This is a genomic window from Bradyrhizobium denitrificans (assembly GCF_013179005.1).
Taxonomy (GTDB): Bacteria; Pseudomonadota; Alphaproteobacteria; order Rhizobiales; family Xanthobacteraceae; genus Bradyrhizobium; species Bradyrhizobium denitrificans.
Map to the genome: position 1 here is coordinate 1 of NZ_JABFDP010000020.1, position 25,528 is coordinate 25,528.

At 62.8% G+C, this 25,528-nt stretch carries 22 protein-coding genes and 3 pseudogenes; 9 read left to right on the plus strand and 16 right to left on the minus strand.

Annotated features, from left to right (window positions below; genetic code table 11):
- On the minus strand, positions 1-1,864 hold a 1,864-nt coding region (traA, locus tag HL671_RS22260; RefSeq protein ID WP_172238572.1), incomplete at its 3' end, for a Ti-type conjugative transfer relaxase TraA.
- Between the two features lie 171 nt (positions 1,865-2,035).
- On the opposite strand from traA, the gene HL671_RS22265 reads away from it, so the two are divergent.
- Both HL671_RS22265 and HL671_RS22270 read left to right on the plus strand, forming a co-directional pair.
- Positions 2,036-2,362 (plus strand): conjugal transfer protein TraD, encoded by a 327-nt coding sequence (locus HL671_RS22265; protein ID WP_172238575.1) that lies wholly within the window; start codon positions 2,036-2,038, stop codon positions 2,360-2,362.
- A gap of 1 nt (position 2,363) precedes the next feature.
- A pseudogene (locus HL671_RS22270) lies at positions 2,364-2,631 on the plus strand (conjugal transfer protein TraD).
- A gap of 417 nt (positions 2,632-3,048) precedes the next feature.
- Here HL671_RS22270 and tnpC (HL671_RS22275) read toward each other — a convergent pair.
- Positions 3,049-4,693, minus strand: a pseudogene (tnpC, locus tag HL671_RS22275) (IS66 family transposase).
- 67 nt (positions 4,694-4,760) lie between these two features.
- Entirely contained in the window at positions 4,761-4,976 is a 216-nt protein-coding gene (gene tnpB, locus HL671_RS22280; RefSeq protein WP_374050116.1) for an IS66 family insertion sequence element accessory protein TnpB, read from the minus strand.
- Between the two features lie 69 nt (positions 4,977-5,045).
- Between tnpB (HL671_RS22280) and tnpB (HL671_RS22285) the strand changes: the two genes are divergently transcribed.
- Both tnpB (HL671_RS22285) and tnpC (HL671_RS22290) read left to right on the plus strand, forming a co-directional pair.
- Positions 5,046-5,369 carry an IS66 family insertion sequence element accessory protein TnpB gene (gene tnpB, locus HL671_RS22285; protein WP_172238578.1) on the plus strand — a complete coding sequence of 108 codons (324 nt, stop codon included), beginning with the start codon at positions 5,046-5,048 and terminating at the stop codon, positions 5,367-5,369.
- Positions 5,370-5,439: 70 nt separating this feature from the next.
- On the plus strand, positions 5,440-7,044 hold the full coding sequence (gene tnpC, locus HL671_RS22290; protein WP_172238581.1) for an IS66 family transposase: 1,605 nt from the start codon (positions 5,440-5,442) through the stop codon (positions 7,042-7,044).
- A 99-nt stretch (positions 7,045-7,143) separates the two neighbouring features.
- On the opposite strand, the pseudogene HL671_RS39160 reads toward tnpC (HL671_RS22290), so the two are convergent.
- The 5 genes and pseudogenes from HL671_RS39160 to HL671_RS22315 form a co-directional block, all read right to left on the minus strand.
- Positions 7,144-7,359, minus strand: a pseudogene (locus HL671_RS39160) (transposase); the annotation flags it as partial.
- A gap of 742 nt (positions 7,360-8,101) precedes the next feature.
- Entirely contained in the window at positions 8,102-8,536 is a 435-nt protein-coding gene (gene tnpA, locus HL671_RS22300; protein ID WP_172238584.1) for an IS66-like element accessory protein TnpA, read from the minus strand.
- A gap of 77 nt (positions 8,537-8,613) precedes the next feature.
- On the minus strand, positions 8,614-8,904 hold the full coding sequence (locus tag HL671_RS22305) for a Rossmann-fold NAD(P)-binding domain-containing protein (protein ID WP_172238587.1): 291 nt from the start codon (positions 8,902-8,904) through the stop codon (positions 8,614-8,616).
- A gap of 141 nt (positions 8,905-9,045) precedes the next feature.
- A complete protein-coding gene (locus tag HL671_RS22310; RefSeq protein WP_172238590.1) occupies positions 9,046-10,233 on the minus strand; it encodes an MFS transporter in 1,188 nt (395 codons plus the stop codon).
- 130 nt (positions 10,234-10,363) lie between these two features.
- A complete protein-coding gene (locus HL671_RS22315; RefSeq protein WP_172238593.1) occupies positions 10,364-11,245 on the minus strand; it encodes a PhzF family phenazine biosynthesis protein in 882 nt (293 codons plus the stop codon).
- Between the two features lie 352 nt (positions 11,246-11,597).
- Here HL671_RS22315 and HL671_RS22320 point away from each other — a divergent pair, with 352 nt between their 5' ends.
- Genes HL671_RS22320 through HL671_RS39170 form a run of 5 tightly spaced genes read left to right on the plus strand, consistent with a single transcriptional unit; the run spans position 11,598 to position 15,228 of the window.
- A complete protein-coding gene (locus HL671_RS22320) occupies positions 11,598-12,761 on the plus strand; it encodes a DUF6421 family protein (protein WP_172238596.1) in 1,164 nt (387 codons plus the stop codon).
- Between the two features lie 15 nt (positions 12,762-12,776).
- Positions 12,777-13,472 carry a hypothetical protein gene (locus HL671_RS22325; RefSeq protein ID WP_172238599.1) on the plus strand — a complete coding sequence of 232 codons (696 nt, stop codon included), beginning with the start codon at positions 12,777-12,779 and terminating at the stop codon, positions 13,470-13,472.
- Entirely contained in the window at positions 13,472-14,065 is a 594-nt protein-coding gene (locus HL671_RS39165; RefSeq protein ID WP_374050115.1) for a gamma-glutamylcyclotransferase, read from the plus strand. Before HL671_RS22325 ends, HL671_RS39165 begins: the two co-directional genes overlap by 1 nt.
- Positions 14,047-14,613, plus strand: a complete 567-nt coding sequence (locus HL671_RS22335; RefSeq protein WP_172238605.1) for a DinB family protein — start codon at positions 14,047-14,049, stop codon at positions 14,611-14,613. Before HL671_RS39165 ends, HL671_RS22335 begins: the two co-directional genes overlap by 19 nt.
- An 18-nt stretch (positions 14,614-14,631) precedes the next feature.
- Positions 14,632-15,228, plus strand: a complete 597-nt coding sequence (locus tag HL671_RS39170; protein WP_410050868.1) for a GNAT family N-acetyltransferase — start codon at positions 14,632-14,634, stop codon at positions 15,226-15,228.
- A 322-nt stretch (positions 15,229-15,550) separates the two neighbouring features.
- Here HL671_RS39170 and HL671_RS22345 read toward each other — a convergent pair whose 3' ends face one another.
- From HL671_RS22345 to HL671_RS22380, 8 genes are all read right to left on the minus strand, one after another.
- Entirely contained in the window at positions 15,551-17,077 is a 1,527-nt protein-coding gene (locus HL671_RS22345) for an integrase catalytic domain-containing protein (protein WP_172238611.1), read from the minus strand.
- Positions 17,078-17,858: 781 nt separating this feature from the next.
- Entirely contained in the window at positions 17,859-19,166 is a 1,308-nt protein-coding gene (locus HL671_RS22350; protein ID WP_172238614.1) for an NAD(P)/FAD-dependent oxidoreductase, read from the minus strand.
- Positions 19,167-19,188: 22 nt separating this feature from the next.
- On the minus strand, positions 19,189-19,980 hold the full coding sequence (locus tag HL671_RS22355; protein ID WP_041751270.1) for an amino acid ABC transporter ATP-binding protein: 792 nt from the start codon (positions 19,978-19,980) through the stop codon (positions 19,189-19,191).
- A 36-nt stretch (positions 19,981-20,016) separates the two neighbouring features.
- Positions 20,017-20,676 carry an amino acid ABC transporter permease gene (locus HL671_RS22360; protein ID WP_012041539.1) on the minus strand — a complete coding sequence of 220 codons (660 nt, stop codon included), beginning with the start codon at positions 20,674-20,676 and terminating at the stop codon, positions 20,017-20,019.
- 5 nt (positions 20,677-20,681) lie between these two features.
- Positions 20,682-21,398: an aspartate/glutamate racemase family protein gene (locus tag HL671_RS22365; RefSeq protein ID WP_307769026.1), complete on the minus strand. Its 717-nt coding sequence runs from the start codon at positions 21,396-21,398 to the stop codon at positions 20,682-20,684.
- Positions 21,399-21,495: 97 nt separating this feature from the next.
- On the minus strand, positions 21,496-22,347 hold the full coding sequence (locus HL671_RS22370) for a transporter substrate-binding domain-containing protein (protein WP_041750371.1): 852 nt from the start codon (positions 22,345-22,347) through the stop codon (positions 21,496-21,498).
- A gap of 67 nt (positions 22,348-22,414) precedes the next feature.
- Entirely contained in the window at positions 22,415-23,545 is a 1,131-nt protein-coding gene (locus HL671_RS22375) for a saccharopine dehydrogenase family protein (RefSeq protein WP_172238620.1), read from the minus strand.
- A gap of 12 nt (positions 23,546-23,557) precedes the next feature.
- Positions 23,558-25,339 carry a thiamine pyrophosphate-binding protein gene (locus HL671_RS22380; protein ID WP_172238623.1) on the minus strand — a complete coding sequence of 594 codons (1,782 nt, stop codon included), beginning with the start codon at positions 25,337-25,339 and terminating at the stop codon, positions 23,558-23,560.
- Positions 25,340-25,528: the final 189 nt, after the last annotated feature.

Below are 25,528 nucleotides of genomic sequence, written 5' to 3' on the forward strand. Positions count from 1 at the left end.
CAAGCCCACGCTCGTTCTGCAGGAACATGATGCGGTCTCCGTCGGCGAAGTTTCTCGCGCCGCGCTCGACCGTGACACCCACCTCATTGCCCAGGGCGCCGGCGGCCCGCATCCGTCCGCGCGCCGCCTCGTTCAGCGCGCGCACCTCGTCATTGGTATGGGTCAGGATGATCCGGCTCCTGTCCGGCGAGACCTGCCGGTCGCGGTCCCAGCGCGCGATCAGATCGCCCCGCGCCTGCTCGCGGGTCATCGCCTCATGCACCATGCCATTGGCCCGATAGGCTTCCAGCGCATGGCCGACTTTGCCGGTCGCCAGATTGCGCGTGGCGTCGCGCTGCCAGTCTTCGCGCTGACGGCGTATTTCTCCGATCTCCGCCCCACCATGACGCTCATGGATCGAGCGGAAAGCTGCGCCCGCCTCGATGGCCTGCAGCTGCTGCGGATCGCCGACCAGCACGACCTTGGCGCCCGTCTCGGCAGCACGGGACATCACGCGCTCGAGCTGGCGTGTGCCGACCATGCCCGCCTCGTCGATGACGAGCACCTCGTTCGATTTGAGCAGATCACGGCCCTGTTCCCAGCCATGCTCCAGGCTGGCAATCGTGCGCGACGCAATGCCCGATCCGCCTTCGAGGTTTTCCGCGGCAATGCCGGACAGTGCCACGCCCCGGACCTCGTAGCCGGCTGCCTCCCACGCCTCCCGCGCCACCGCCAGCATCGCGCTCTTTCCCGTCCCGGCATGGCCGACCACGACGCTGAGACCGCGTCCATCCGTGACGCGCGCCAAGGCGCCAACCTGCTCGGATGACAGCACCAGGCCGCGTGCTTCCGCACGCGCCAAAGCGCCATGGCGAGCCGCGTCGCTGACGTTATGGCGCTCACGGTCCGCTAGTAGCTCAGCAGCGCGATGCAGGCGCTGTTCTGCCTCGACCATTCCGCGGGTTGTGAACCGATCCTCGCCGCGGGCATCCTTGCCCAGCTCGACCAGATCGGGCGCGCCCTGAATCGCGCTCACCACCTGGTTGAACTGGTCGAGCCCGTCACTGTGCCGATGCGCGAACTTTGCAAGGTCACGGCGTGTAAAGGTCGATTGCTGCCGGGTGATCGCGTCCAGTCCAAGGGAGGGATCGGCGATGATCCTCCTGCCGTTGTTGCGCGCGATCTCGCGGTGCATCTCGGCCCGGTCAGCCTCAGCGCCCTTGCCTCCGACGCCCCGCCCCTCAATGCGCTTGGCCGGTGCGCCGATCTGGCTTTGCGGCTCGAGCGCAATGCCCTGGGCTTCCAGGCTGCGGTGATCAATCCGCGCGTCGATGTCGAGCTCGGCCAGCCGCTCGTTGGCGAGCTCGGCCCAACGTTTGCGCCAGCGCTCGACCAGTTCCGTGCGATTCCACTCTCGCACCTTCTGGCCAAATCCCTTCTCGTCGACCGCGCGCATCGTCAGCATGACATGGGCGTGAGGCTTGGGCATCCCGTCCTCACCCTTGTCCCAATGTACGTTGAGGTCGGCGATCATGCCGAGACCCACGAACTCACCCCGAACAAAATCCCGAGCCAGCTCGATGCCCTGCGCCTCAGTCAGTTCTCGCGGAAGGGCGAATTCGACCTCCCGGGCCAGCTGCGCATCCTTACGGATTTCGAACGCCTCGACATCGTTCCAGAGCCGCTCGCGGTCGCTCCATGCCTTCAGCGCAGTCTCCGGTAGCAGTACTTCGGAATGAACGACCCCGCGCTTGGCAGAAAAATCCTGCTCACGGCCGAGCCGCTCGTCGCGCAGGCGGGAGGCCGAGCGGTACGCCGCCGATGCCACCGCGCTGCTCCCGGCCTTGCGGCCAATGACCTTGACATGAAGATGATAGATCGCCATGGCGATCAGATCACTGGCACAGCGAAGCGTACGTCGGAACGACGTATAAGCGCGCCCTCCCTCGAAAAATTCTCGGGAGGGATTACACCGTCTCAAGCCGTCCTGACGACCTTACAGCATTCTGTCGGGTGCCCAGCTATCATTTCTCCATAGACACTCATGGAGATAACGATGCGTAAACCAAGGGACTTTGATGCGGACCTAAAGGTACTGGACGACAAGGCCCGCGAGCTGAAAACTCGCAAGGTGCGCCAGCTCGGCGAACTGGTCGTCGCGACTGTAGCTGACACTCTCACCGCTGAAGAGCTGGCCGGCGCGCTGCTTGTCTTGGCCGAGAAGAGAGAGGCCGGAAAGAGGGAGGCATGGGCCAAGCGCGGGGCCGCGCTCTTTCAAAGCCGGGCGCGGCGAAATGCGCCAGCAACTGACCGCAACCCGGACAGCGCTCCTTCGCAACCGGGCCGCGCGCAACCGTCAACAGGCAGCAAGGGCGCGGCATGACATGCGCACATGGCAGGTCGAGCGTCGCAAGCGCACACGGCATCTAATCGAATTGAGCGCCTTGCCGTCAAAGCCGGGATCGTGGACCTGACCGGCGATGATCGCGCCATCATCCTCGGAGCGCTGCTCTGGATGGCAGACAGGCTCAAAAGCAATCAAGGCGAACGGGCGCGAGCACTCTGGGCCGCAAAGGGAAAGGAGGTTTCGCTGTGGAACGAGCGATAGATGCGCCCACGATCTCGCAGGAGACGCCGCAGGGTCGGGCATGACCGATGTCGGACAGTGCGGAGATTCCAAATGTAGCAGCGGTGCCGCGCTATCGCGCGGCTTGGCGCCTGAGACTCGGCGCGGGGTCCGACGCGGATCGGCACGTTAAGCTATTGATCCATTTTTGAGGCGGAGGGGTCACTCTCGGGCGCCAATTCACGAAACCGGATTTTCTACGCTCCGCTTACTCCCGCGAAGTCCACTCCGATCCGGAGGACGCACACAATCGTCTCAAGAAAATGACATCCGCGCCCGTCTCGGCATTGATGACATACGAGGAGGGCGGCCGCCGGAGAAGGGAGGCACACGAGCGTAGTGTGGCCGAGCTGCTCCGCTGCGATGCGCGGCGACACGACAGTAGGCATCCGGTGAAGACCACGGGCATAGCGGCTTGCCTGATTGATAGCTGATCGTAGCGATCAGGCAGCGGCAGAGATGGCGGCTTGCTTCCAGTTCCAGGGCGGCAGGTCGGCGATGCTGCTGGCCGGATGATCTGGCAGCCGGGCGAGCACGTCGGCAAGCCAAGCCTGCGGATCGATGCCATTGAGCCTGGCAGTCTGGATCAACGTGTAAATGGCGGCGGCGCGGCGGCCGCCTTCGTCGGAGCCGGCAAAGGTCCAGTTCTTGCGGCCGAGTGCAACAGCGCGCAACTCGCGCTCGGCAGCGTTGTCGGTCATGCACAGCCGGCCATCGTCGATGAAGCGCGTGAACACCTCCCAGCGCTTGAGGCTGTAGTCGATCGCCTTCGNCCCAGCGCTTGAGGCTGTAGTCGATCGCCTTCGCGGTCTCGCTCTTGCCGGAGAGCTTGGCGCGTCGCTCGCGCAGGAAGGTGTGAAGCTCATCGACGAGGGGGCGGCTACGCGCATTACGCGCGGCTTTGCGCTCGTGCGGCGGCAGGCCGTTGATGTCGCGCTCGATCGCAAACAGCGCATCGATCTGTTTGACGGCCTCGATCGCGATCGGTGCTTTCTTCAGTCGCGCGATCTCGAACAGCTTGCGCCGTGCATGCGCCCAGCAGCCGACCTAGGTGATCGGACCCGGCTTGCGCGACGGCTCATAGAGCCGGTTGAAGCCGGCATAGGCATCGGCCTGCATCGGTTCGGCACAGGCCGCAAGATGAGCCTCAGGATGCGTGCCGGAGCGGTCGGGCGAGTAGAAGAACATGACAGCCGGCGGCGCGTGGCCGGCTAAGGGACGATCGTCGCGGACATAGGTCCATACACGCCCTGTGCGCGTCTTGCCCTTGGCCAGAACCGGCACGGTGGTGTCGTCGTCGGCATGGATGCGCTCGCCTGCAAGCACGTGCGCTTTGATCGCATCGACCTGCGGCATCAACGTCGCAGCCGCCGCGCCGACCCAGTCGGCCAGAGTGGAGACGTCGAGAGTCACGCCCTCATGCGCGTAGGTCGAGCTCTGCCGGTCGAGCGGCAGATGCGGCCCGTATTTGGCGAACAGGATATGCGCCAGCAGGCGCGGTCCCGCACGTCCACGCGAGATCGGATGGAACGGCGCCGGCGGCTGGCTGATCGCCTCACAGGCGCAGCAGGAGAACTTCTCGCGCACGTGCTGGATCACCTTCCACTGCCGTGGCACGAGCTCCAGCGTCTCCGTTACGTCCTCGCCGATCTTGCGCAGCTTGTCGCCGCCGCAGCACGGGCAGTTGGTCGGTGCTGGATGCACGAGGCGCTCGCGCGGCTGATGCTCGGGCAGCGGCCGACGGGCCGGACGTTTGCGCTCGAACGGGCGCACGTTGATCTTGGCGGCGTTCGCCCGCTCCGCGGCCAGCTGCGCCGCAGCCTCGGCCTCGGCGCTATCCTCCCCGAGGTCGGCGAGTTCGAGCTCGAGCTGCTCGAGCACCGAGGCGCGCTCGGAGGATTGGCCGTGCTGCTCGTGCTTGAGCTTGGCGATCGTGAACTTCATCTGCTCGATCAGCAACGTGCGGGCGCGGACTTCGGCTTCGAGATTGCGCGCCTTGGCTTCCGCTGCAATCTGCGCTGCATGGCCGGCCAGCACCAGCGCCTTCAGCGTCGCGACATCATCGGGGAGCGAATCGGCTGTGATCATCGACAGAATGGAATCACAGCTCTCGCGTGCGCGCATCAGCTATCGCACGCGTGCACGGCCGCGCTGCTCAGCCCACGGCTTCCGGCCGCCACGTTCGCTGTGGATGACGCCAGTCGATGCCTTCGAGCAGATAGCCGAGCTGCGCCGGCGTGATCGCCACCGTTCCGTCCACCGGCGATGGCCAGATGAAGCGGCCGCGCTCCAGCCGCTTGGCGAACAGGCACATGCCCTGGCCGTCGTGCCACAGCACCTTGATCAGACCGCCGCTTTTGCCACGAAACACGAAAAGATTGTCCCATGCGGATCACGCTTCAGCGTCTACTGCACCAGCAGCGCCAAACCATCGAAGCCCTTGCGCTTATGCGGAGCTCCGCATAACCGCAAGGGGGCCGACGGCCTCGCCGCGCTGGTGCGTGAGCAACTCCGGCATGATCCGTTCTCGGGAACGATTTTCGTCTTCCGTTCGAAGCGCGCAGACCGCTTGAAGATCCTGGTCTGGGATGGCACCGGACTGGTGCTGCTGTGGAAACGTCTCGAGCAGAACGCGTTCCGCTGGCCGCCGATCAGCGATGGTGTGATGCGGCTGTCCGCCTCGCAGCTCGCAGCGCTGATGGACGGCCTGGACTGGTCGCGTCTGCATGCCCACGACGTTGCGCAGCCGTCAGCGGCATCATGAGCGCTTCGACCGATTGAATCGTGCGCGCTTCGTATGCCACAACATCGCGCGAATCAGATCGAGTGGTGATGTGGACGACGTCACGGATCAGCTTCCTTCCGATATCGACGCGCTGCAGGCGCTGGTGACGGCGGCGCGCGCGGAGCGCGATGCTGCGATCGCAATGTGCGACGCTGCGATCACGGCGCGCGACCACGCGCTGTCGCAGATGGACCGGCTGCGCCACCTCCTGCGGCAGCTGCAGCGCGCGCAGTTCGGGCGCCGCTCGGAGAAGCTCGATCCGGAACAACTGCAGCTGGCGATCGAGGATATCGAGCAGGCCGTGGCCGCCAACGAGGCGGCCGAGGACAAGAAGGATCCCGCGGGCGCTCGCCAGCGCGCCGAGCAGCGCCGCGCCCATCGGGGTTCGCTTCCGCCCCATCTGCCGCACATCGACGTGACGATTGCACCGGAAGACACCAACTGCCCGTGCTGCCATGCGGCAATGCACGTGATCGGCGAGGAGACGTCGAAGCGGCTCGACGTCGTTCCGGCGCAGTTCCGCATGATCGTCACGCATCGTCCCAAATATGCCTGCCGGGCCTGCACGGGTGGCGTGGTTCAGGCGCCGGCACCGGAGCGGCTGATCAAGGGCGGGCTGCCCACCGAGGCGATGGTCGCCCACGTGCTGGTTGCCAAATATGCCTGGCATCTGCCGCTCCATCGGCAGGCCCAGATGCTGCTGGCGCAGGGCATCGACATCAAGCGCGCCGTGCTGGCGTTCTGGGTGGGCTATGCCGCCGCGGAGCTTCATCCGCTGTGGCGGCGGCTGCGCGAGATCATTCTGACCGCGAGCAAGATCGCAGTCGACGAGACCATGGCGCCGGTGCTTGAGCCCGGCCGCGGCCGCACCAAGAAGGGCTTCTTCTGGGCGATCGCGCGCGACGATCGCCCCTGGGGCGGGGCCGATCCGCCGGCGGTGGCCTACACCTACGCCCCCGGTCGTGGCGCCATCCACGCGCTCGAACTGCTCGACGGCTATCGCGGCATCGTGCAATGCGACGGCTATGCCGCCTACAAGACCCTTGCCAACGGTCCCGCTGGCGAGGCGATCACGCTTGCCTTCTGCTGGTCGCATCTGCGCCGCCGCTTCTACGACGTCGCCGAGAACGGTCCAGCACCGATCGCGAGCGAAGCGCTGGCGCGGATCGCCGCCCTCTATGGCATCGAGAAGACGATCAGCGGCCGCAGCGCCGAGGAGCGGCGCGCGATACGCCAGGAGCGCAGCAAGCCCATCGTGCTGGCGCTCGAGACCTGGTTCGAGCTGCAGCTCACCCGCGTCTCCGGCAAGGCCAAGATCGCCGAGCACATCCGCTACGCCCTGAACCACTGGGACGGGCTCACGCGGTTCCTCGACGACGGCCGCATCGAGCTCGACACCAACATCGTCGAGCGAAGCATCCGCCCCCTCGTTCTGAACCGCAAGAATGCGCTGTTCGCCGGACATGATCAGGGCGCGGAGAACTGGGCCTGCATCGCTTCGCTGATCGAGACCTGCAAGCTGTGCGGCGTCGAACCGCAGGCCTATCTTACCGACGTCCTCACCAGGCTGGTCAATCTCTGGCCGGCCTCGCGCCTCGACGAGCTCATGCCCTGGGCCTGGGCCAAGCAGCACGCCAGCCAGCTCGCCGTCTGACGCCGGGATCGCGACCGTACCGGCGCCGCTCCTTGCCGCCGGCCCGGTGCCCCGGTCGCGCGCGGCCTTGCGCCAGGCCGACAGCTGCGATGGCGACAGACCATGACGACGCGCGACCTCCGAAACGACAGCCCCGGGCGCCTGCGATTCCGCAACGATCCGTGCCTTGCTCTCCGCGCTCCACCGCCGGCGCCTGAGCCCAGCAGGTGACACCTCGACTGATCCAAACCCGGCCGGCACAGACCTGATGCAGCGAGGAAGCGCAAGTAGCCTCGGAGCGCGCTGGTCATGGTCCCGATGTGGCTGGGAGAGCATCGCTGCGCCTCCGCGAGCACCGCCGCGCGAATGGTGGTGGCGCTGTAGGCCTGCGGATCAGTGCCGAGGGCGACCAAGAGGCGCTTGACCATGCGGCCCTGTCTAGAGACCGATCGTTCCGACAGGCCACGATGTACAGATAGCCATCGCTGGTAATCCACGATTTGCGGATGGACGATCTCAGCTGGGCCAGGCGCCACCGTTGCGGCAACACCGCGCTCGGCGAGAAACGCGACGAACCGACCCGCACGCTTCACGTACTTCGCCGAGACTCTGTCCCACTGGCGGCCGCCAACGCACCGGCATTGATGGCGAGCAAAGCGCTCCACCGCTCCCTCGCCTATGCCGTCCAATTGGAGGCCAGCGTCGTGGACCCAGGCAGCAAAGTGCCGAGCGGAATCCGTATACCCCCTGATCGTCAGGTCGCTGTGCGCCAGAGTCCTGAGGCTGCAAGCGAACTCTGAAATCCATGGCGTCAAAAACCCGGCGTCCATCAGAACCGCCCGCGGAGCCGTCCCCTTCGTGCTCACCATATCGTTCCTCCTTGAGATGCGTTGCGCACCACAGGGAGGGCCTAATTATGCTGACTGAAAAGCCTGATCGAGCGGTCACAACCTATTGACATATTGATATTATGCCCGCGGGAAGCGACCTCGACTCCGCATAATCCTGCGCTTCACATAATTGCGCATATCGGTATGGTCGGTGGCAAGCTAGACCCGTGTGCCGGAGGGGACCGGGATCATCGCTTGCCCGCCCGCAGCGCCGCTATCACCGCCGTCACGGTCGCAGCATCCGCAGCCCCGCTGATGCGGATCCGGGTCTCAGCGCCGAGCTCGACCTCGATCAGTCCCTGTGTCCGGCTTGCCGCGACCGGCGGCTCGGCCGCAATCGTCACGGCGGCAAAGCCCGGCGCGGAAGTTGGCTTGCCACACTGCTGCTGACGCCAGCGAAACACCTGGCTGGCATGAACCCCGAACGTCCGCGCCACACCCAGGATCGTCGCTCCCGGCTCCAGCGCCGCCGCCACGACGCGCTCCTTGTCCGCCTGCGACCAATGCCGTCGCCGCCGCAGGTCATTCTCGCTTTCAGCGCCTCCAACGCGCTGAATTACCGATCCTCTCGCGCAGCGCTTCGTCTGGACTCCGAGCGGGCACGATTGCGTGACGCATTTCATGTGCGATGAGTTAGATCGCTTCACCTGTCGAGTTCGCAAACCCCGAGTGGAGTCACGACGGCATCTTCGGACCGAGTTCAATCCACAAGGGAGAGAGTCCGGGTCCAAGGTCGGACAAGCTCGATGCGCTGCCACGCCGCCGGGCTGCTCTCCGAGAACCGCTCGAAAAGGTATCCGCCAGCCAGATGAATCGATGCGTCCAACTTCCCGAAATGCCGGGGGACACTGTCAATGGCCTTCCTGGCTTCATGCAAATCGCTCAAATTGACGCCTCCCAGCGCGATGAAGTCCGTCGCTAGGGAACTGTCGGATTCGCCAAGATCGATGCTGGCGACGGATGCGCCCCGCGAGCGGGCCAGCTCGACCACACTCCTTCCAAGGGCACCAAGGCCGCCCGCGACAGTAAGTACCCTTCCCTTCATGGTCGAAGACCTCACGCATAGGATAACTGAAACGGCCCGGTATCCGGTACCGGATCGGGATTCTGATCGTCAATTGGCGATCCGATCTCACCTCATCGGGTCGTCCGCAACTTCGCCCAGCGCCGACTTCGTCCGATGGATCGCGGAAACTGCCGCCAGGCCCAGCAGGACGAGCGCTCCAGCTGCAATTGTCCCAAGGGTCGGATCGCTTCGATACGCAAATACGGCAACCCCGCTACCGGTCGCCACCGCGGTTTGAAACGTAACACTCAGCAACCCGTTGATCGCTCCACGCTGCGAGGGGCCTACCAGGGTCATCAACGAAGAGACGGTCACGGCGAGGAAAGTGCTACGCGCGGCAAAGAACAACATGAAGAGAGCGGCTTGCAGGATGAGGGCGGCACCGAACCACTTCATCGCTATGATCGAGAATGCCATGACCGCGGCCATCCATGCTCCAAGCACGACGATGCTCGCGTCCTTGGCTGCTCCTCTGTTCAAGGCAGCGGCAGACAGTACGGACCCAAGGCCGCCAAACACGAATACTATTGCGGCCTGCGTCGAAGACGTGCCTTGATCGTGGAGCCAGGAGGGATACATCGCCATGAACAGACTGGTTGCCATTGCGCAGAAACAATACGAGACCAGCGTACGGCCGACGGGTTGGTGAATTGCCGTGTCCCTGAGGTGTCTAAACTGCTTAACCAGGCCGTCACCTCGGCCAGTCGCGGGCTCCCGGATCGCCGTCAGGTACGAACGCGCGGCCAACGCGACCGCAACGGCAAAGACTGCCATGATGAGAACGAACAGGCGCCAATGGCCGATGCCGCCAAACAACGTGCATAGCGGCTGCCACAGGAGTGGCGCCGCGGACGATCCCCCCAAAATGAGTGCCGTGACGCGGGCTCTCTGATCTACCGCAAAGCGATCGCCCACCGAAGGAAAGATCGCCGAAGCGACCATGGCCATACCGATGGCACACACCGCTCGTGCGAGGATGATCCCGATCGCGGAGTCCACCGTAGCCATGGCCACGAATGACAGGGAACAAACGCTTGAACCGACGGTGAGGAACATTCCTCGTTCATATCTGTCGGAAAGGACCCCGGCAACGAGGTTCGCGGGTATCGCCACGAGAGAAAAGCACGCCAGGATCAAGGCAGCGTCCGCGTCGGACATCGTCACGTCCTGACGCACATAGGGCAGCAACATGGGCATGATCGTGACGTTGCCGATGACGAGCATATATCCCGCGACGAGCAGACCTTCGACCATCACAACGTCCCACCCACCGTTCGCCAATGCGCGCCATCCATGTACCAAGAGGCCAACATCATTCTTCCCGCTCTATGCTCGACTGGCAGGCCCATCGCGACGATCTTCATGGCTTGCTCGCGCCCCTCCCTCAAACGCTGACGGTCCTCGTCCCTATCTGCTTCCCTTTGCCGCCGACGCGAATCCCACTTATCGCTCCATCACTCACGTCAAGGACGGCAACGATCTCACTTGGAGTCGAAGGCTCCATGTGTCGTCCCTGTTCAATGCGAATTGACGGATAAGAATGGATCCTCTTGGCATGCAGATAGCAGGCCAGCGAGCCGGCAGCCATCCCAGTGGCGGCTTCCTCGGGAATTCCATAGGCTGGGGCAAACATCCTGGACACGACATTGGTGTCGTCGCGACTTGATAGGGCGAACGGATAGAAGCCGACGATATCAAGCCGCTCGCTGAGCTCTGTCATCGCCTCCACATTCGGCCAACATTCGCTCAACGCGGTCTCGTCAACGCATGGCACGAGCAAGAACCGAAGGCCCGTGCTCGCAATCACAGGAGTCACCTCTCCCGAAGGGCGCACGGAGGCGATCCTTAAGGCTTCTTGGACCTCGTTTAGGGATACTCCATAGGCAGCATCGAGCCGGTCCTCAAAGACCGGAGCTTGCTGCTGCATATAGACGGCGTTGTCCTGCCAGCTGATGCGAAGCGGGGTGCCTGGCGTCTCCAGCACAACCTCGGAAGCCTGAATCTGTGCGGTATTCCAGAGGTGCCAGAAGGCGGCGATCGTCGCGTGCCCACAATACGCAATTTGGCGGACCGGAGTATAGAACCAGCAACGATATCGCGAGGGCGCGACCTCACTTATGAAGGCTGTTTCGCTCAGATTCATAGTCGTGGCTATGCTCTGCATCTGCCGATCAGAGAGCGGCGCAGATTGCGCGACCACCGCTGCAGGATTTCCTCCGAGTCCATCTTTCAAGAACGCAGCAACCACAGTCACGTCACATTTCACGACAGAACCTCGCTCGCAGCAACTCCACCCACCGCGGCGAGACGCCATGTGACCCGCGAATGCAGCTGATCGAAGGCCGAATAGCCACCACGCTCGGCACCGAGGTCAACGCGCTGTCGCGACGAACGATCGGATGCGGCTGCGCGCCGGGTCCCACGACATGATGCACATCCGATGAGCACCCGGCTTTTCGCGACAGACTGTATGGTGCTGGCGCGCCCTTCCACTTCGATGCCAACTCATCAGGAAACTTTTTGCGCACGCGCTCTCGACTCCCACGGTCATAATGATTACACACCTGCATACTACCTAACAGAGTCATCGTGTCAAATAACATCCTGAGGTGTTAGCTATGGATTTTGGGGCAACGTTGCGTTTTGTTTCCGCGATCAACGAACTGCGTCGTGACTTCAACCCCTACATTGCAGGCCGCGGAAAGGTACCACAACCTCTGACTGAAGCAATATCTCGTACAGCTCGTGCCTTTCGCGACGATGCTGTAACGCGCGCTTTCGCAGATGAAGTTTCGGCAACTTCCGATGGCGTTTGGGATTTTTCGCGAACGCGGGCCGCCATTGACGCGACGAGTAGCACCTTGATCATCGGCGCTCTTCAGAACCCGTACAACGAGCTTCAGGGACTTGATTGCCTCATCCTTGAGCAATTATCGCCCGACCCTGAATTTCTCGAGACGTATCCCGGCAGCTTTGCGCGCGTCATCGCGCTAAAAGCGTCAAGCGACGGGTTCTCTCCTAACAGTTGTGTGGCACTTTTTGGCGAACACTTCGTGACGCCACAGGGCGGCGTCGAGCAACACAACAAGGCCTGCTACTTCGTCGACAGATTTGTCGCCCGCTATAACAAGATCACAAAGATGTTGATTACCAATTATCTTCATTCAGGTTCGATGCCGCTGGCACGTAAGGCCGACGACAAGGTTATCCTGCGAGCGATGTGCGTCTGGCTGCACATGCATGAGTATAGCCATCGGACCGGGAATATGCCCCTGCCCGAGTTTCTCGACTTCAAGACACCTCGGGACGCGGCTTCACTCGAAGAACTCCGGGTCGACGTGCTGACCGTGCTCGCCTGTTACGAAATGGCGATGCGTGGTCATCCGCAGGCTGCAGCCTATGCCGAGATCGTCTTTACCGAGCGGTGCTTCAGATACGCTGTGCAGTACGACATCAACCAGAACTACGACGCCCGCGGCTGTGCGATCCTGTTCAATTGGCTGGTCTCCCTTGGCTCGATCAAGGACAGCCCGAACGGACTTGTCGTGGCTGCCCTGCCGGAGCTCGTGTCGGCGCTCCGACGGATCATCGCGACGATAGATGCGCTCGAAGAGACCCTCATAAGGGCAGATCGAGCCACCAACGCGGCAGAAAAGACGCGACTGGTCCGGACTCATCTCGACTGGCAAGGCCCAGCCACTAAGTACGTTCAGCATCCGCTGATGCTTCGCATCACGAACGACATGGCGGACCAGGATCTGCGCTTCGCTTACGCAAGCTGAGGGTTGATGGGATCAATGTCTATCGGTTATCGAGCGGAGCAGTTTCAACGGGGTAGCGATGTATCGCTGCCCTATCGCGCGACCTTGTTGAACGAGATCAACTCGGTCATTTCGGAGAACTGGATCGTGCATGCGCCCCACTGGTCGGAGGCGCATTCTCCCTTTCATGACGACTTTGGGATCATGCTGGTCTGGCACGGTCCCGCGCTGTGCGCCTACACGATCTACCAGCGCTTTCTGATCGATGCGCACCCCGTGATCTACAGAAGCAGTACGGCCATTCGCCCCGAGCACCAAAGGCGTGGCTTGTACGGCAGGCTCACGGATTTTGTGCTGTCCGACGCGACGCTCGCCTCGGCTCCTCCGGACGGTCGGTTCATGGCATGGCGAACGCGAAGCCCGGTCGTGTGGCGTTCGTTGTCACGCCTCTGCAACCGGGTCGCGCCATCGCTGGCCGACAGCGAAGAGCATGTGCATGATCTGGTCTCCATCGCGGATCAGCTCAGCGCCAAGCTCTATCCAAAGCAGATCCTTGAGCAACCAAGCCTGATCATGCGCGATGTTTATGGACATATCACGTACCGGACCGAGCCAAGATGCGATTCCGATATCGCGTTGAACGAATGGTTTGGCTCCAACTTGGGGGCGTCATGCGATTCGGTGTTTTCGGTGGGCGCCCTTGATGCGCGTTGCAGCTATCGGCCGACGTGATGGCCCCATCAACATCCTGGAATACGGTACCTGGCCCATTGTGGGTCTTTGCCTATGGGTCGCTGATGTGGGATCCATGCTTCGAATACGATGATCGACAGCATGCCAGGCTCTGCGGCTATCATCGCAGCCTGTGCATCTGGTCGACGGAAGTCCGAGGCACGCGGTTGCAACCCGGGCTAGTCCTCGGACTCCGCGAGGGACGCTCCTGTGACGGTCTTGCGTTCCGCATCGCCACCGCCAACGTTGCCACGGCTCTATCTAGGTTGGCAGACCGAGAACTCGATTCCTCCGCTTATCTGCCGTGTTTTGCACCCGTGCAACTGGGTGAAGGATCGCAGGTCGTCCCCTGCCTCGTCTTCGTCGCGAACACGGAGAGCGAGCACTTCGCCTACGAGCTGGCGTCGGAGCAGACTGCCGCGATCGTATCACGCGCAGTCGGAGCGGCCGGGAAGAATGTGGACTACGTCCATCGGTGTTGGGAGGCCTGCCTTGGCTTATCGATCCACGACACGGACTTGCAATACGTGATCTCAGCGCTCGCCGCCGGCCTCGAATATCAAGAGATACGCCCATGCCGCATCTGCTCTTGATAGATGGTCTCCGGACCCTGGCCATCCACAATCAACGCATCAACGATAGGCTCCTGAATTTATCGATCGAGTTGTCCGAGGTGGATCTCCTGGCAGATCGCGGAGCTTTCTTTGGTTCCATATTCAACCATTGGAATCATCTGATGTTTGGCGATCTTATGCTGCTCCGTCGCATACGAGATGGGTCTCCTGGCAGCGACGTTCTTGACGAACTCGCGACATTCCCAACTCCAAAGACGCCACGGGATGTTTACTATCACGATATGGTGACCCTGGCACACAACAGACGTCGCCTTGATAGTTTGCTGGTCAAATGGGCAATGAGTGTCCCTGGTCCCACACTTGGGCAGAAACTACGTTACACTTCCACGGAAGGTGATCCTATCGTCATTGCACGCGGCAAGTTGGCTCTGCATCTATTCATGCATCAATTGCATCATAGGGGTCAGCTGACGACGCTGCTCAGCCAATTGGGCATTGACTATGGGAGTACTGACATGCCTTTGATTGTGCCCGAGGCGCTGGATAGCCTCTGCTGGAGTCGGTGAATGCTCAAAGGTGAGACGATGGCGCGATGCAGTGCATCGGACGCCTTGGCAACCGGGCTTCGGGGACTCCCCTTGAAGCTGGATCGGCTGACCTTACGACCGCCGACTTTTGATGACGTCAAGCCAATGTTCAACCGCTGGGCAACCGATCCTGAGGTTGCTCGCTATCTAATTTGGGCTCCTCACAAGTCGGACGTGGAAACGCACCAATTTCTGAGCTGGGCTATCGATCAGTGGTCCACAGGTCCCGAATACTGCTGGATGATCTGCCCTCATTGCTCAAGTGATCCAGTGGGCACAATCTCATTGCGAGACGAGGGCTACAAGGCGTCGGTCGGGTTTGCGCTATCACGGGCGTTCTGGAATCGTGGATTTGTGTCGGAGGCCGCGTTCGCTCTCATAGCGCTGGCCTTTTCGTCAGGTCGGATTCACCGCGTTTCGGGGGTCTGCGATGTCGATAACCATGCGTCTGCTGCAGTCATGCAGAAGGTCGGCATGACGCTGGAGGGACGATTGCGCTCGTGGCTCGTGCATCCTGTTCTTGGCAGTACTCCGAGAGATTGCTTATCCTTTAGCATTACGAAGGATGACTGGAAACTACACGCTCGAAACTAAGCTAGTATGGTGTCAGAGTAGCAACTGCGCGGCGACAATCAAGATGAGAGTTCGTATTGCCTCATCCAGGTTTGTTCCCGACCCGATTTTCGGGTTTTTCTGTCGAGTGACGCGATGCCGCGCATCGCGCAACTGTTCTTTCCGGCATGGCAGGCCGATGGCGGCGCGCGCAGGCGCCGTCAAGGTTGGCCGTCGCACCGACGTCGAGGCTGGCGCCGACGTTGGCAGGCCACACCTTGACGGTGACGAGCACGACGCCATGCTCGGTCCATCCGGATGGACTTCAGGTTTGTAGATTTACAGCGATCTTTGCTCCGGGATGCTATGCGTCCGCAGCAGCCTCGGAGACACTTTGATCTCGGCCGAACACGAGTTCATGTGCCACGGCGCTCCGCCAGATCTTCAAGCGCCGTTGTACGGTGCGCACGAGCCGGTCCGGATATTCTCCGGGGTGCTCAGCCTGCAATCGGTCGAGCAACTGCCGACCAGACAGGGATGGATCGGCGTGGAACCAGGACTGCAGATCATCCGTCACTGCGACGAGAGGGTCGGGGCGGCGCCGGCTGCGCTTTGCTTTCGGCTTTGGCTGAGATGTCGGGCGAATCTCCCCACCTTGCCAGGCGGTTCGCAGGCCGGCGACGAAGCTGTCGAGCGGCACCGTCGGCTTCGACCTCGAGGTCTCGACCGACGCGTGGTCAACCACGTCCGCGAGCGCGACAAGCCCTTGTTGTGCGCCGCGGATCTCAGCTAATAGCCGAACCGGATCGAGATCGGCGCGAAGCTCCGCGATGCGCTTGCGCGACGAGGCGTCCACACGAGGATCAGTGAGCAGGCGGTCGCACGGCGTCAGTGGCTTGTGATAGCGCTTTTTCACCTGCGCTCCGTTGCGCGTTTTCTCGGCGAGTTTGAAGCACGGCTGGAAGGCGTTCACGAACAGTCGAGCCAGCGCGTAGAGCTTTGCAAGTTGCTCAGCCGCGGCGATCCCTTCGTATCGGCGGTATCCGACTATGCGCCGAACGATGTCGCCGTTCTTCTGCTCGACGTGAGCCTGATCGTTCTTGCGATAGGGTCGGCATCGTGTGAACTCGATCTTCTCGGCAGCGCAGTAGTTACGCACCGTCTCGTTGATGAACACTGTATCGTTGTCCGTGTCGAAGCCGAGCAACGGGAATGGAAGTCGACGGCGGACCTCGCGAAGCACATCCACTAGCACGGTCTGCTCACGAACCAGCAGCGGCGCCAACTCAGTCCAGCCTGATGCGATATCCGTGATCACCAGCGTCTGCACGAACGATCCTCGCGCCACAGGACCGGAATGCGCGACAAGATCCGCTTCCACAAATCCAGGAGGAGGATCGTGCCAGTCCGAAAATGTGCGTACGGGGATCGAGCGACGGATCGTCGAGATGGCGCCGGATCGCCGACGCCGTGGGCTGCACTGCTCGCGCTGTGGCCGCAGCGCTCGATCAATCGTGGCCGCGCTCATCCGCAAAAGCGACATACGCAACTCGGTGGTGAGCGCCAGGTGGCCGTGGCGCTCCATCGCCTCGATCAGTGTCGGAATGATCGCCTTCAGGCGCTTGCCACATACCCGGTCCGACGCTTCCCAAAGCACGATCAGCGCCTCGCGCTCGGCTTCTCCGTAGATGCGCCGTGATGGCCGCGGAGCCGCCCGCTTACTGCGCGATAGGCCGGCCCGCAATACGCGCATCGCGTGCTTCCGATGATAGCCTGCGGCAGCCGCAAACTCGTCGATGATCCTCTTCTTATCAGCCCGGCTGCTTCCTCTGTAGCGCTCGCTCACCGCTGCCAACAACTCGTCCCTTGTCGCCATGCTGATCCGCCTCATTCCGCCCTCCGCCCGGCTCCCGGGGCGGGAGCAGCTCAAGGGAGGCAACAGTCATGATTCGGGAGCATTTCTGGTGAGGCAATGCGGAGTTCTCATCCTGATCGTCGCGCTACACAGGACGAGCCGAAGCAGTATGACCTGCCCCTAAGGGGCAGGGCACAATCGGTTCTCGGCACTCTTGAAAGCCTGTTCACCGGGGAGGCTGGGCCCGGCCGTCAAGCGTAGCCATTACGTAGGTCGCGATAGGTGCAGAGACGGGCTTATACCGCTGGCGCCTCAGTGCCCTGATTAAGAATGTCGAGGTAACGCACGTAAGCATACACGCGAGCAACGCAAACACCGCGGCCAGCGGCGCGCTGGCGTGCTCGGCGTCAATGGCCAAATCTTCCGCAAATAACCGGCATTGCTAGCGGCGACCGTCACGGCAGTGGCGGTCGCTCGAGCATTTCCCCCACTTCGCGCAAGCGTTACCTTCGGCCAAGACCCGAAAGGGCTTGGGTACGGCGTCTTTGCCGGATTAGCGCCCGGTCGCCCTGCGACGCACCCTAGGAGAGTGGAGGGCACACCCGAAGAGATTCAAACTCCTGCGCCGTCACGCGGCCCATGATCCAACTCATCCGTCCCGGCGGTTAAACCGGGACGGTGAGTGAGTTATGACAGAAGTGGTTGCGGGGAGGCGCAACCAACGATACCGACATTCACTTGCGCCAGCGGTCTGACGGCAGTTGACCGCGTTCATCCCCCGGAATCGAAAGCACAGTTGCACGCCCATGGCGCAGCTTCATGTGGCTCCCGATGCCATCCGCCACCTCGAGCGGCTAAATCGCGATACGGCGAACGGCCTGATATCGACCGGCGCGTCCTTGCCCGCAACGAGATCGGCAATGATGCGTCCCGTGATCGGGCCCGATGCCAGGCCGACATGTCCATGGCCGAAGGCGTGGAAGATATCGGGAGATGCAGAGGACGCTCCGATAACCGGACGGCCATCCGGCGTCGAGGGCCGATGCCCCATCCAGCGCTCGACTTTCAGGCGCTCGCGTGGCCCCAGCGCCGGATAGGTCTTCAGCGCGTGTTGGACGAGGATCTCGACGCGACTCCAATCCGGCTCGGCATCGACATGCGTGAGCTCGACCTGGCCTGCGAGCCGCAGGCCGGCAGCGGTCGGCGTGTTGGCCATTCGTCCATCGCTCGGCATGATCGGAAATCGCGGGCCGGCCTGCGGTGACGCAATCACGCCGTGGTAGCCGCGCTCGCTCACGAGCATGACGCGATCGCCGGCGGCACGCGCGAGCGCCTTGGAGCGGATGCCGCCGCAGATCACCGCACGGTCGCAGTCGACCTGGCCTCGATCGGTCGTCACCGCCTTGAGACGGCCGTTCGCCAGCACGAAGCCGTCGGCGTGCGCGCGGACGAGAACCCCGCCTCGCGCACACACGGCCTGCACGATCGCAGCTACATAGGCGCCGGGGTCGGCGCAATACGCGCCGTCCTCGACCAGGACGCCGAAGCGATAGCCGGGACTGAGATCCGGCTCGCGGCGCCGCAGTTCCTCAGATTCGAGCTCGCGCCATTGCAGCCCGTTGTCCTTTCGAAGTCGCCAGGCGAGACCTTCCTCCTCGAACGCCTCGCGATCGCGATAAGCATAGAGCAGGCCGGTGCGACGGATCAGATCGGGCCGTCCGATCTCCTCCGCCAACAGGGCATGGCGCTGCGGACCATCGCCCAGGATCGATGCGAGCACGCCCGCCGTATGCTCGACCTTCTGACCGGTCCAACCGGCTGCAAGGAAGCGCAACAGCCACGGCGCCAGCGAAGGCAACGCGGTCCAACGCAGCACCAGCGGTCCGCTCGGATCGAGCAGATAGCCCGGCACCTTGCGCCAGAGACCGGGCATCGACATCGGGATGATCGACGCGGGGCTGATCCAGGCACCGTTTCCATAGCTCGCCGCCTGGGGTCCGCCGGGCTCATCCGGCTCGATCAGCGTGACGGCATGTCCGACTTTGATCAGTTCCCAGGCCGTGGCGGCGCCGACGATGCCGGCGCCGATCACTGCGATGCGCAGCGGCTTCTGACTCTGTTGCATTCGAAGCTGAGTCCTTGCGTGATCACGCGTTGGCCGCGGCTGCCGGCAACCGGCCGCTATGGAAATGACTGAGGAAGGCGCGTGTCGCGGCCTCCCGCGGCGTATCGATCACCTGTCGTGCCGGCCCGTCCTCCACCACCACGCCATCGCGCATGAAGACCACAGTGTCGGCCACCTCGCGCGCGAACGCCATTTCGTGCGTCACGAGCACCATCGTCATGCCCTCAGCCGCGAGCTGGCGAACGACCGCCAGCACTTCGCCGACGAGCTCAGGATCGAGCGCCGACGTCGCTTCGTCGAACAACATCACCTCCGGCTTCATCGCCAGCGCACGGGCGATCGCGACGCGCTGCTTCTGGCCTCCGGACAGCTTGTCCGGGGCAACGTCGGCCTTGTCTCGCAATCCGACCTTGTCCAACAACGCCAGCGCCGTCTGGCGCGCCTCGTCCGGCCGAACTTTCAGGACGGTGACGGGCCCCTCCATCACGTTCCGGATGACCGACATATGCGGAAACAGGTTGAAGTTCTGGAACACCATGCCGGTTCGCGCACGAAACGCTGCGAGGTCCTTGTCGCGCGGCAGTTGATGCCCGTTCGTGAAGTCCATGGTGCTTCGACCGACGCGAATGACTCCGCTTTCCGGGAGGGTCAGCAGATTGAGGCACCTGAGCAGCGTGGACTTGCCCGAGCCGCTCGGCCCGATCAGCGCAACGACGCCGCCGCGGGGCACGCGCAGGGAAATATCCTTGAGCACGCTCACCGCTCCGAAGGACTTTTTCACGTGGATGAGCTCGATCATCGCGGCATCGGACATGGGAGCATTCGCCTCGCTCGTTGACATCGGCCGACCTCAATGCGCGAGGCGCGCTTCGAGCACGCGCGCGACACGGGTCATCGGGAACAGGATGATGAAGTAGATCACAGCGATCATCGTGTAGGTCTCGAGCGGCCGGTAGGTCGCCGACGTGATCAGCTGCCCCTGATACAGCAGGTCCGGCACCGCCAGCACCGAGAGAAGCGAGGTGTTCTTCAGCTGCAGCACGGCCTGGTTGACCAGCGGCGGAATCATCCGCTTCAACGCCTGTGGCATCACGATGCGCCGCATCAGGTCGAAACGGCGCATGCCGAGGGCGCGCCCGGCGTCCCACTGGCCGGGATCGATCGACACGATGCCGCCGCGAATGATCTCCGAATAGAACGCGCCGCCATAGAGGCTCAGCGAGATGAAGGCCGCCACCGCGGGCGACAGCTCGACGCCGATCAGAACCGGGAGCGCGTAGTAGATCCACACCAGCTGAACCAGCACCGGCGTACAGCGGAAGATCTCGACCAGCATCACCAGCGGTGACGAGATCAGCCGTATGTTGGACAGGCTTGCGATCGCCACGATGCAGCCGACGATGAATCCGGCGACGGCGGTGAGAATGGTGAAGCCGATCGTATAGGCCGTGCCGACGCCGATCAGCTTGCTGTATTGCAGAAGGAAGCCGAAGCTCCACTCGTAATGCATCTCGCCTATCCCATACCAAATGATTGCGAATAGGCGGTCTGGGTCAGTCCCGAATAGAACCAGCGCCCGAGTGTAATGACATCGTAGACCGGCAATCCGAATTCACGCGACACCTCGGCGGAAAACGGCGGCAGATTGGTACATTCGAACACGATGGCACCGATGTTCGGATGACCGGAGAGAAGTGCCTGGACGGCCGCGAAGACGTCGCGCCGCAGCCATTCGCGATCATAAGGGCGATCGCCTTCGATATGCGCGCGCAACGCCCCGTCTGGAGGAAGTCCGACCCGCGGCGTGCCCGGATCGGCGCCGACGGCAACGAAGTGTCTCTCCGTCAGAGCCTTCGCATCGTAGGTGACGACGCCCGCTCGGCGGCCGGCCGAAAGGCAGCGCTCGACGATAGGTAATTGCAGAAGGCTGGAGGTTGCGAGCGGCAGCTTCATCCGCGCGGAAAGCTCGCGCTGTCGCGCAGCCAGAAAGCCGCACGAGGTTGCGAGTCCGATGGCCCCCTCCGCATGCAGCTCGTCGCCGGCTCTGACGAACGCATCCATGAGGTCGGCGTCATCGCCACCGACGATCTTACGGGCGGATGCGCCTGGAACGATCTTGAAGATCACGTCGAACGGCCAGCTTGCGGAATGGCCGACGTCCCCCGGCGGACGGTGGATCGCTGCATCGAGCATGATGATGCCGAGCGGAGGATGTCGTTCATTCTGCGTCAAGCCGTATTCCTTCAACATCGCTGCGGGCCAGCTCAGCGTGGCCCTGACACAAAACTGCCCGCGTCAGACGTGGACGCGGGCAGATCGATGGACAGCATCAGAACTGGAGACCAGGAGGAATATCCTGCTCCTGGATGTTCACCAACGAAAGACTCCCCAGGATCCATTCGCGCAACGCGCCGAGGGCACGGCTATATTCCAGCCAGTTGTCGACATAGGTGCGGAAACGGGTATCGGAATCGACACGCACTCCGCAGCAGGTCGGCTGCGCGGCCACCGGCGTCGGGATGATGACCTTGCCGACCTTCGCGTTCTTCTTGACGGTCACCAGCGACAGCATCGCGACCTGGATCAGGCAGTCGGCGCGGCCGGATTGCACCGCCAGCACGGCCTCATCCGGCGACTTGAGAGCAACCAGCGTCGCCTTCGGCAGGGTTCGCCGCGCGTAGAGATCGTGCGTAGAGCCGATGTCCACAGCCACTTTCACCTCCGGCTTGTTGAGGTCATCCCACGATTTCGGCTCGAAGCCGGACTTCGCGATGATGGTAAACGTGTTGTTCATGATCGGGCGGGTGAATTCCACGATCAGGGCCCGTGACGGCGTCGGGCTCAGTCCGAACATGATGTCGATCTTATTGGCCTGGAGATCCAGCACCGAGTTGCCCCAGGTCGACTCGATGATCTCGACCTCGGCCTCCATCGCCTTGGCGAGTTCGGTCGCCATGCTCACGCAGAAGCCCGACCATTGCCCGGTCGCGATGTCCTTGTGGTAGTAGGGCTCGGTACCGACGATACCGGCAATCCGAAGCTTCTTGGTCCGGCGAATTTGCGCGAACGTGCTCTCCGGTTGCGACTGCGCGAGGGCCGGCGATGCGACCGAGCCAGCTGCGAGTGCGGCCGCGGCTGCGCCAAGTCCCACGAGCGATCCGATGTCGCGACGATTAACCATTCTCAAACTCCCCCTGTAGGTGTTGAACTCAGGACGTCGCGCGTCGATACCGCGGGACAAGACACATTCATGCAGCTCTCTTGCTAGCAAAGCGAGCGGCAAAGTCACCCGTTTCGGAGCTGCGGGCCTCCCTGGCCAGCCGGCTGCCTTCACGGGTGGACAGGAAGTCCGACAGGCTCGCATCCTCCTGGCGCACAAAGCCCTTCGCCGGAAGCTTGCCCGCGAGAAACAGCTCGACCATCGCGACACAGCCCGCGGCCGTCGTCAGTTGGATGGCCCCGAGCTCGGGCCGGCCATCGTAGCGCAGGACGATGCTGTCCTCCTCCATGCGGCCGTTACGCTCGCCGATGCCGGTGACGAAGATCACGACGACGTCCTTGTGCGTGAACGGGGCGGCGCGGTTGAGAATGCGGCGCATCGTTTCCCGGTCGTCCGCCAGCCCCAGACCCTGCAGCAGCAGCTTCATGATCTCGGCATGCCCGGGGTAGCGCAAGGTCTTGTAGCTCATGTCGCGAACCTTGCCCGCCAGGGTCTCCGTCAAGGTGCCGAGGCCGCCCGAGGTGTTGAAGGCCTCGTAGGCGACGCCGTCGATCATCACGCCCTCGACCCCCTCCAGCGCGGGTACCGCAATCGGCTTGCCGTCGAAAACGATCTCGCACGGATTGCAGTACTCGTTGATCAGGCCATCGATGGACCAGGTCACGTTGTAACGCAAGGCATTGGTCGGATAGAGCGGCAGCGCGCCGACGCGCATCTTGATGGTCTTCACGCTATCGAACCGCGATGCCATCTCGGCCCCGAGCACGCAGATGAAGCCCGGCGCCAGGCCGCATTGCGGCGCAAACATCACGTCGGCGCCCGCTGCAAGGTCCTTGATGTAGGCGGTCGTGGCGACGTCCTCGGTCAGGTCGAAATAGTGTGTCCCGGTCTCCGCGGCGATCTGCGCAATGCCACGGTTGAGAAAATACGGACATGCGCTGACGACGATCTCCTGCTCCTTCAGAAAGGCGCGGAGGGCAGCTAGGTCTCCGGCATCCACCACTTTGGTAGCGAAGATGCGTCCGACACTCAAGCCGAGCTGCGCGTCCGATGCGTCCGCCAGCGTCACCTTGTGCCCCTGCTCCGCGAGCATGCCGGCGATCACGGCACCGATCTGCCCGGCACCGAGAACAGCGATGTTTTTCGACGATTGAGCCATTTCGAACCCCTCCTAGAGAGCAGCCTGAACGCCGACGGCCGCCGGATCGGCCCCGACCTTCTTGAGCCATGAGAATACCGGCGGCAGGCGATCGGCGATGGATTCCACCGCAACGTCGATGAAGACCGGCTCGTTCAGCTCGAACGCCTCGCGCAACGCGGCCTCCAGTTGCGCCGGCGTTTCGACCCGGAAGCTGCGGATGCCATAGACGGACGCGAGCCGGCTCATGTCGTATTTGCCGAAGTCGACGCTGAACGTCGGGTCGTTGACCGGTACGGCAGGGCTATGCTCGGACGCCTTGCGCGCACGATCACGGTCGACGACCCGCTGCAGGGCCTTGATCCAGCCGAAGCAGGCATTGTTGAAATGGATCAGGACTGCCGGAACTTGCAGGCGCGAAAGCGTCTCCAACTCGCCGGCCGACATGCCGAGCGAGCCGTCGCCGAACAGGCCAACAGGCCTCAGATGGGGAGCCGCGAAGTAGGCACCGATCACCGCCGGAATGGCGTATCCAAGTCCGCCGTAGAAGCGCGGGATCACGAGCTTGGACTGCGGATCGCGCAGGCGAAGAAAACGCGTGGCATAGGGTGTCGGCGTACCGGCATCAGACACCACGTTGCAGGGCATCGGCAGGCAACGGTTGAGCGTTTCAATCACCCGCTCGGGCCGCAGCGGCACCTCGTCGCTTTGCAGATGCGGCGCCATCACATCCCAGAATTCGGCGCGACGGCTGTTGATCTCGTCGACCCATGCAGCGGTCACCGACGCATGATCGGCGGGCGCCTTGGCGATCAAGGCCTCCACGACCGCACGCGCATCACCCACCAGCGGAAAATCGATGGCGTAGGTATTGCCGATGACTTCCGGCTCGAGATCGACTTGAACGATCCTGGTCTCTCCGTTCGGGACCGGCCACTGCCAATTCATGGTGGCGACCGACCCCATGCGGCAGCCGACATAGATCACGAGATCGGCACGGCCGAGCGCCCATACCGCGTGCGGATGAAAGCCGTTGTCGCCGATGATTCCGATCCCGAGCTTGTGGTCGTCGCGAATGACGCCCTGCCCGGTGATCGTGGTGACGACGGGAATGCCGAGACGCTCGGCAAAGGCGGTGATCGCCTCCGCCGCTGCAGACCGATTGGCTCCGCCGCCCGCAACGATCAGCGGACGCTCGGCGGCGAGAATCGCGTTCAGTGCGCTGTCGAGATCGGCGTCGGCGGGCCTGCTCCTATAGGACGGCGCCTGCCGGCATTGCGGCTCGACATGCAGCGACACGCCCTCGCTGGGCAGGTCCTGGTAGAGAATGTCCTCCGGCAGCGCGAGGACGACGGCGCCGGGCCGGCCGCCGGTGGCCTCGCGAAAGGCGCGGCGCACGACCTCTGGAAGCTTTCGCACATGAGCAAGCGTCTCGGCCCGCTTGCTGATCGGCTTGAACAGATCCTGGACTGGCAGCTCGGTCAAGGTGCCGCGCCCGACGCCGGGTTGCGGAATGTCGTTGACCATCAGAATGAGGGGCACCGACGATTTGTTGGCTTCAGCGACGCCGGGCAGACCGTAGAGCGCACCGGCCCCGCTCGGCACCTCCGCAACCCCAGGCTTTCCGGACAGGCGCGCATAGCAGTCCGCCATGAACACCGCCGAACGTTCGTCACGGCACAGAATGTGGCGAGGCGCGCCCTTCGTCGTTCTGAGAGCCTCATAGAGCGCGACATTGGTATCGCCCGGGACGCCGAAGATGACGTCGACGCCATATCCGGACAGCATGCTCACGAGCGCGGTTGCACCGTTCATTTTCAAATGCTCCTTGTTCTCAGTTGTTATTCAGGAGCATAGGCGCGGCATAAATATCCAAACCGCCGGCTATAGGAAGAATATAATTGCAAACCGCTGGACTAAGACTCGTTTCGACGGGAAACGAGACATGTTGCTAACAATCGAAGCAAGAAGAACGACAACGAGGCGGGATTTGCCCAGGCATTG

Bases quoted from the DNA above. Each gene is read 5' to 3' on its own strand.
- HL671_RS22380 (WP_172238623.1), bottom strand. From the start codon at position 25,339: ATGAACGGTGCAACCGCGCTCGTGAGCATGCTGTCCGGATATGGCGTC.
- HL671_RS22320 (WP_172238596.1), top strand. From the start codon at position 11,598: ATGGATTTTGGGGCAACGTTGCGTTTTGTTTCCGCGATCAACGAACTG.
- HL671_RS39170 (WP_410050868.1), top strand. From the start codon at position 14,632: ATGGCGCGATGCAGTGCATCGGACGCCTTGGCAACCGGGCTTCGGGGA.
- HL671_RS22310 (WP_172238590.1), bottom strand. From the start codon at position 10,233: ATGGTCGAAGGTCTGCTCGTCGCGGGATATATGCTCGTCATCGGCAAC.
- HL671_RS22350 (WP_172238614.1), bottom strand. From the start codon at position 19,166: ATGCAACAGAGTCAGAAGCCGCTGCGCATCGCAGTGATCGGCGCCGGC.
- HL671_RS22325 (WP_172238599.1), top strand. From the start codon at position 12,777: ATGTCTATCGGTTATCGAGCGGAGCAGTTTCAACGGGGTAGCGATGTA.
- HL671_RS22335 (WP_172238605.1), top strand. From the start codon at position 14,047: ATGCCGCATCTGCTCTTGATAGATGGTCTCCGGACCCTGGCCATCCAC.
- HL671_RS39165 (WP_374050115.1), top strand. From the start codon at position 13,472: ATGGCCCCATCAACATCCTGGAATACGGTACCTGGCCCATTGTGGGTC.
- HL671_RS22375 (WP_172238620.1), bottom strand. From the start codon at position 23,545: ATGGCTCAATCGTCGAAAAACATCGCTGTTCTCGGTGCCGGGCAGATC.
- HL671_RS22370 (WP_041750371.1), bottom strand. From the start codon at position 22,347: ATGGTTAATCGTCGCGACATCGGATCGCTCGTGGGACTTGGCGCAGCC.
- tnpA (WP_172238584.1), bottom strand. From the start codon at position 8,536: ATGAAATGCGTCACGCAATCGTGCCCGCTCGGAGTCCAGACGAAGCGC.
- HL671_RS22345 (WP_172238611.1), bottom strand. From the start codon at position 17,077: ATGAGGCGGATCAGCATGGCGACAAGGGACGAGTTGTTGGCAGCGGTG.
- HL671_RS22265 (WP_172238575.1), top strand. From the start codon at position 2,036: ATGCGTAAACCAAGGGACTTTGATGCGGACCTAAAGGTACTGGACGAC.
- HL671_RS22355 (WP_041751270.1), bottom strand. From the start codon at position 19,980: ATGTCCGATGCCGCGATGATCGAGCTCATCCACGTGAAAAAGTCCTTC.
- HL671_RS22360 (WP_012041539.1), bottom strand. From the start codon at position 20,676: ATGCATTACGAGTGGAGCTTCGGCTTCCTTCTGCAATACAGCAAGCTG.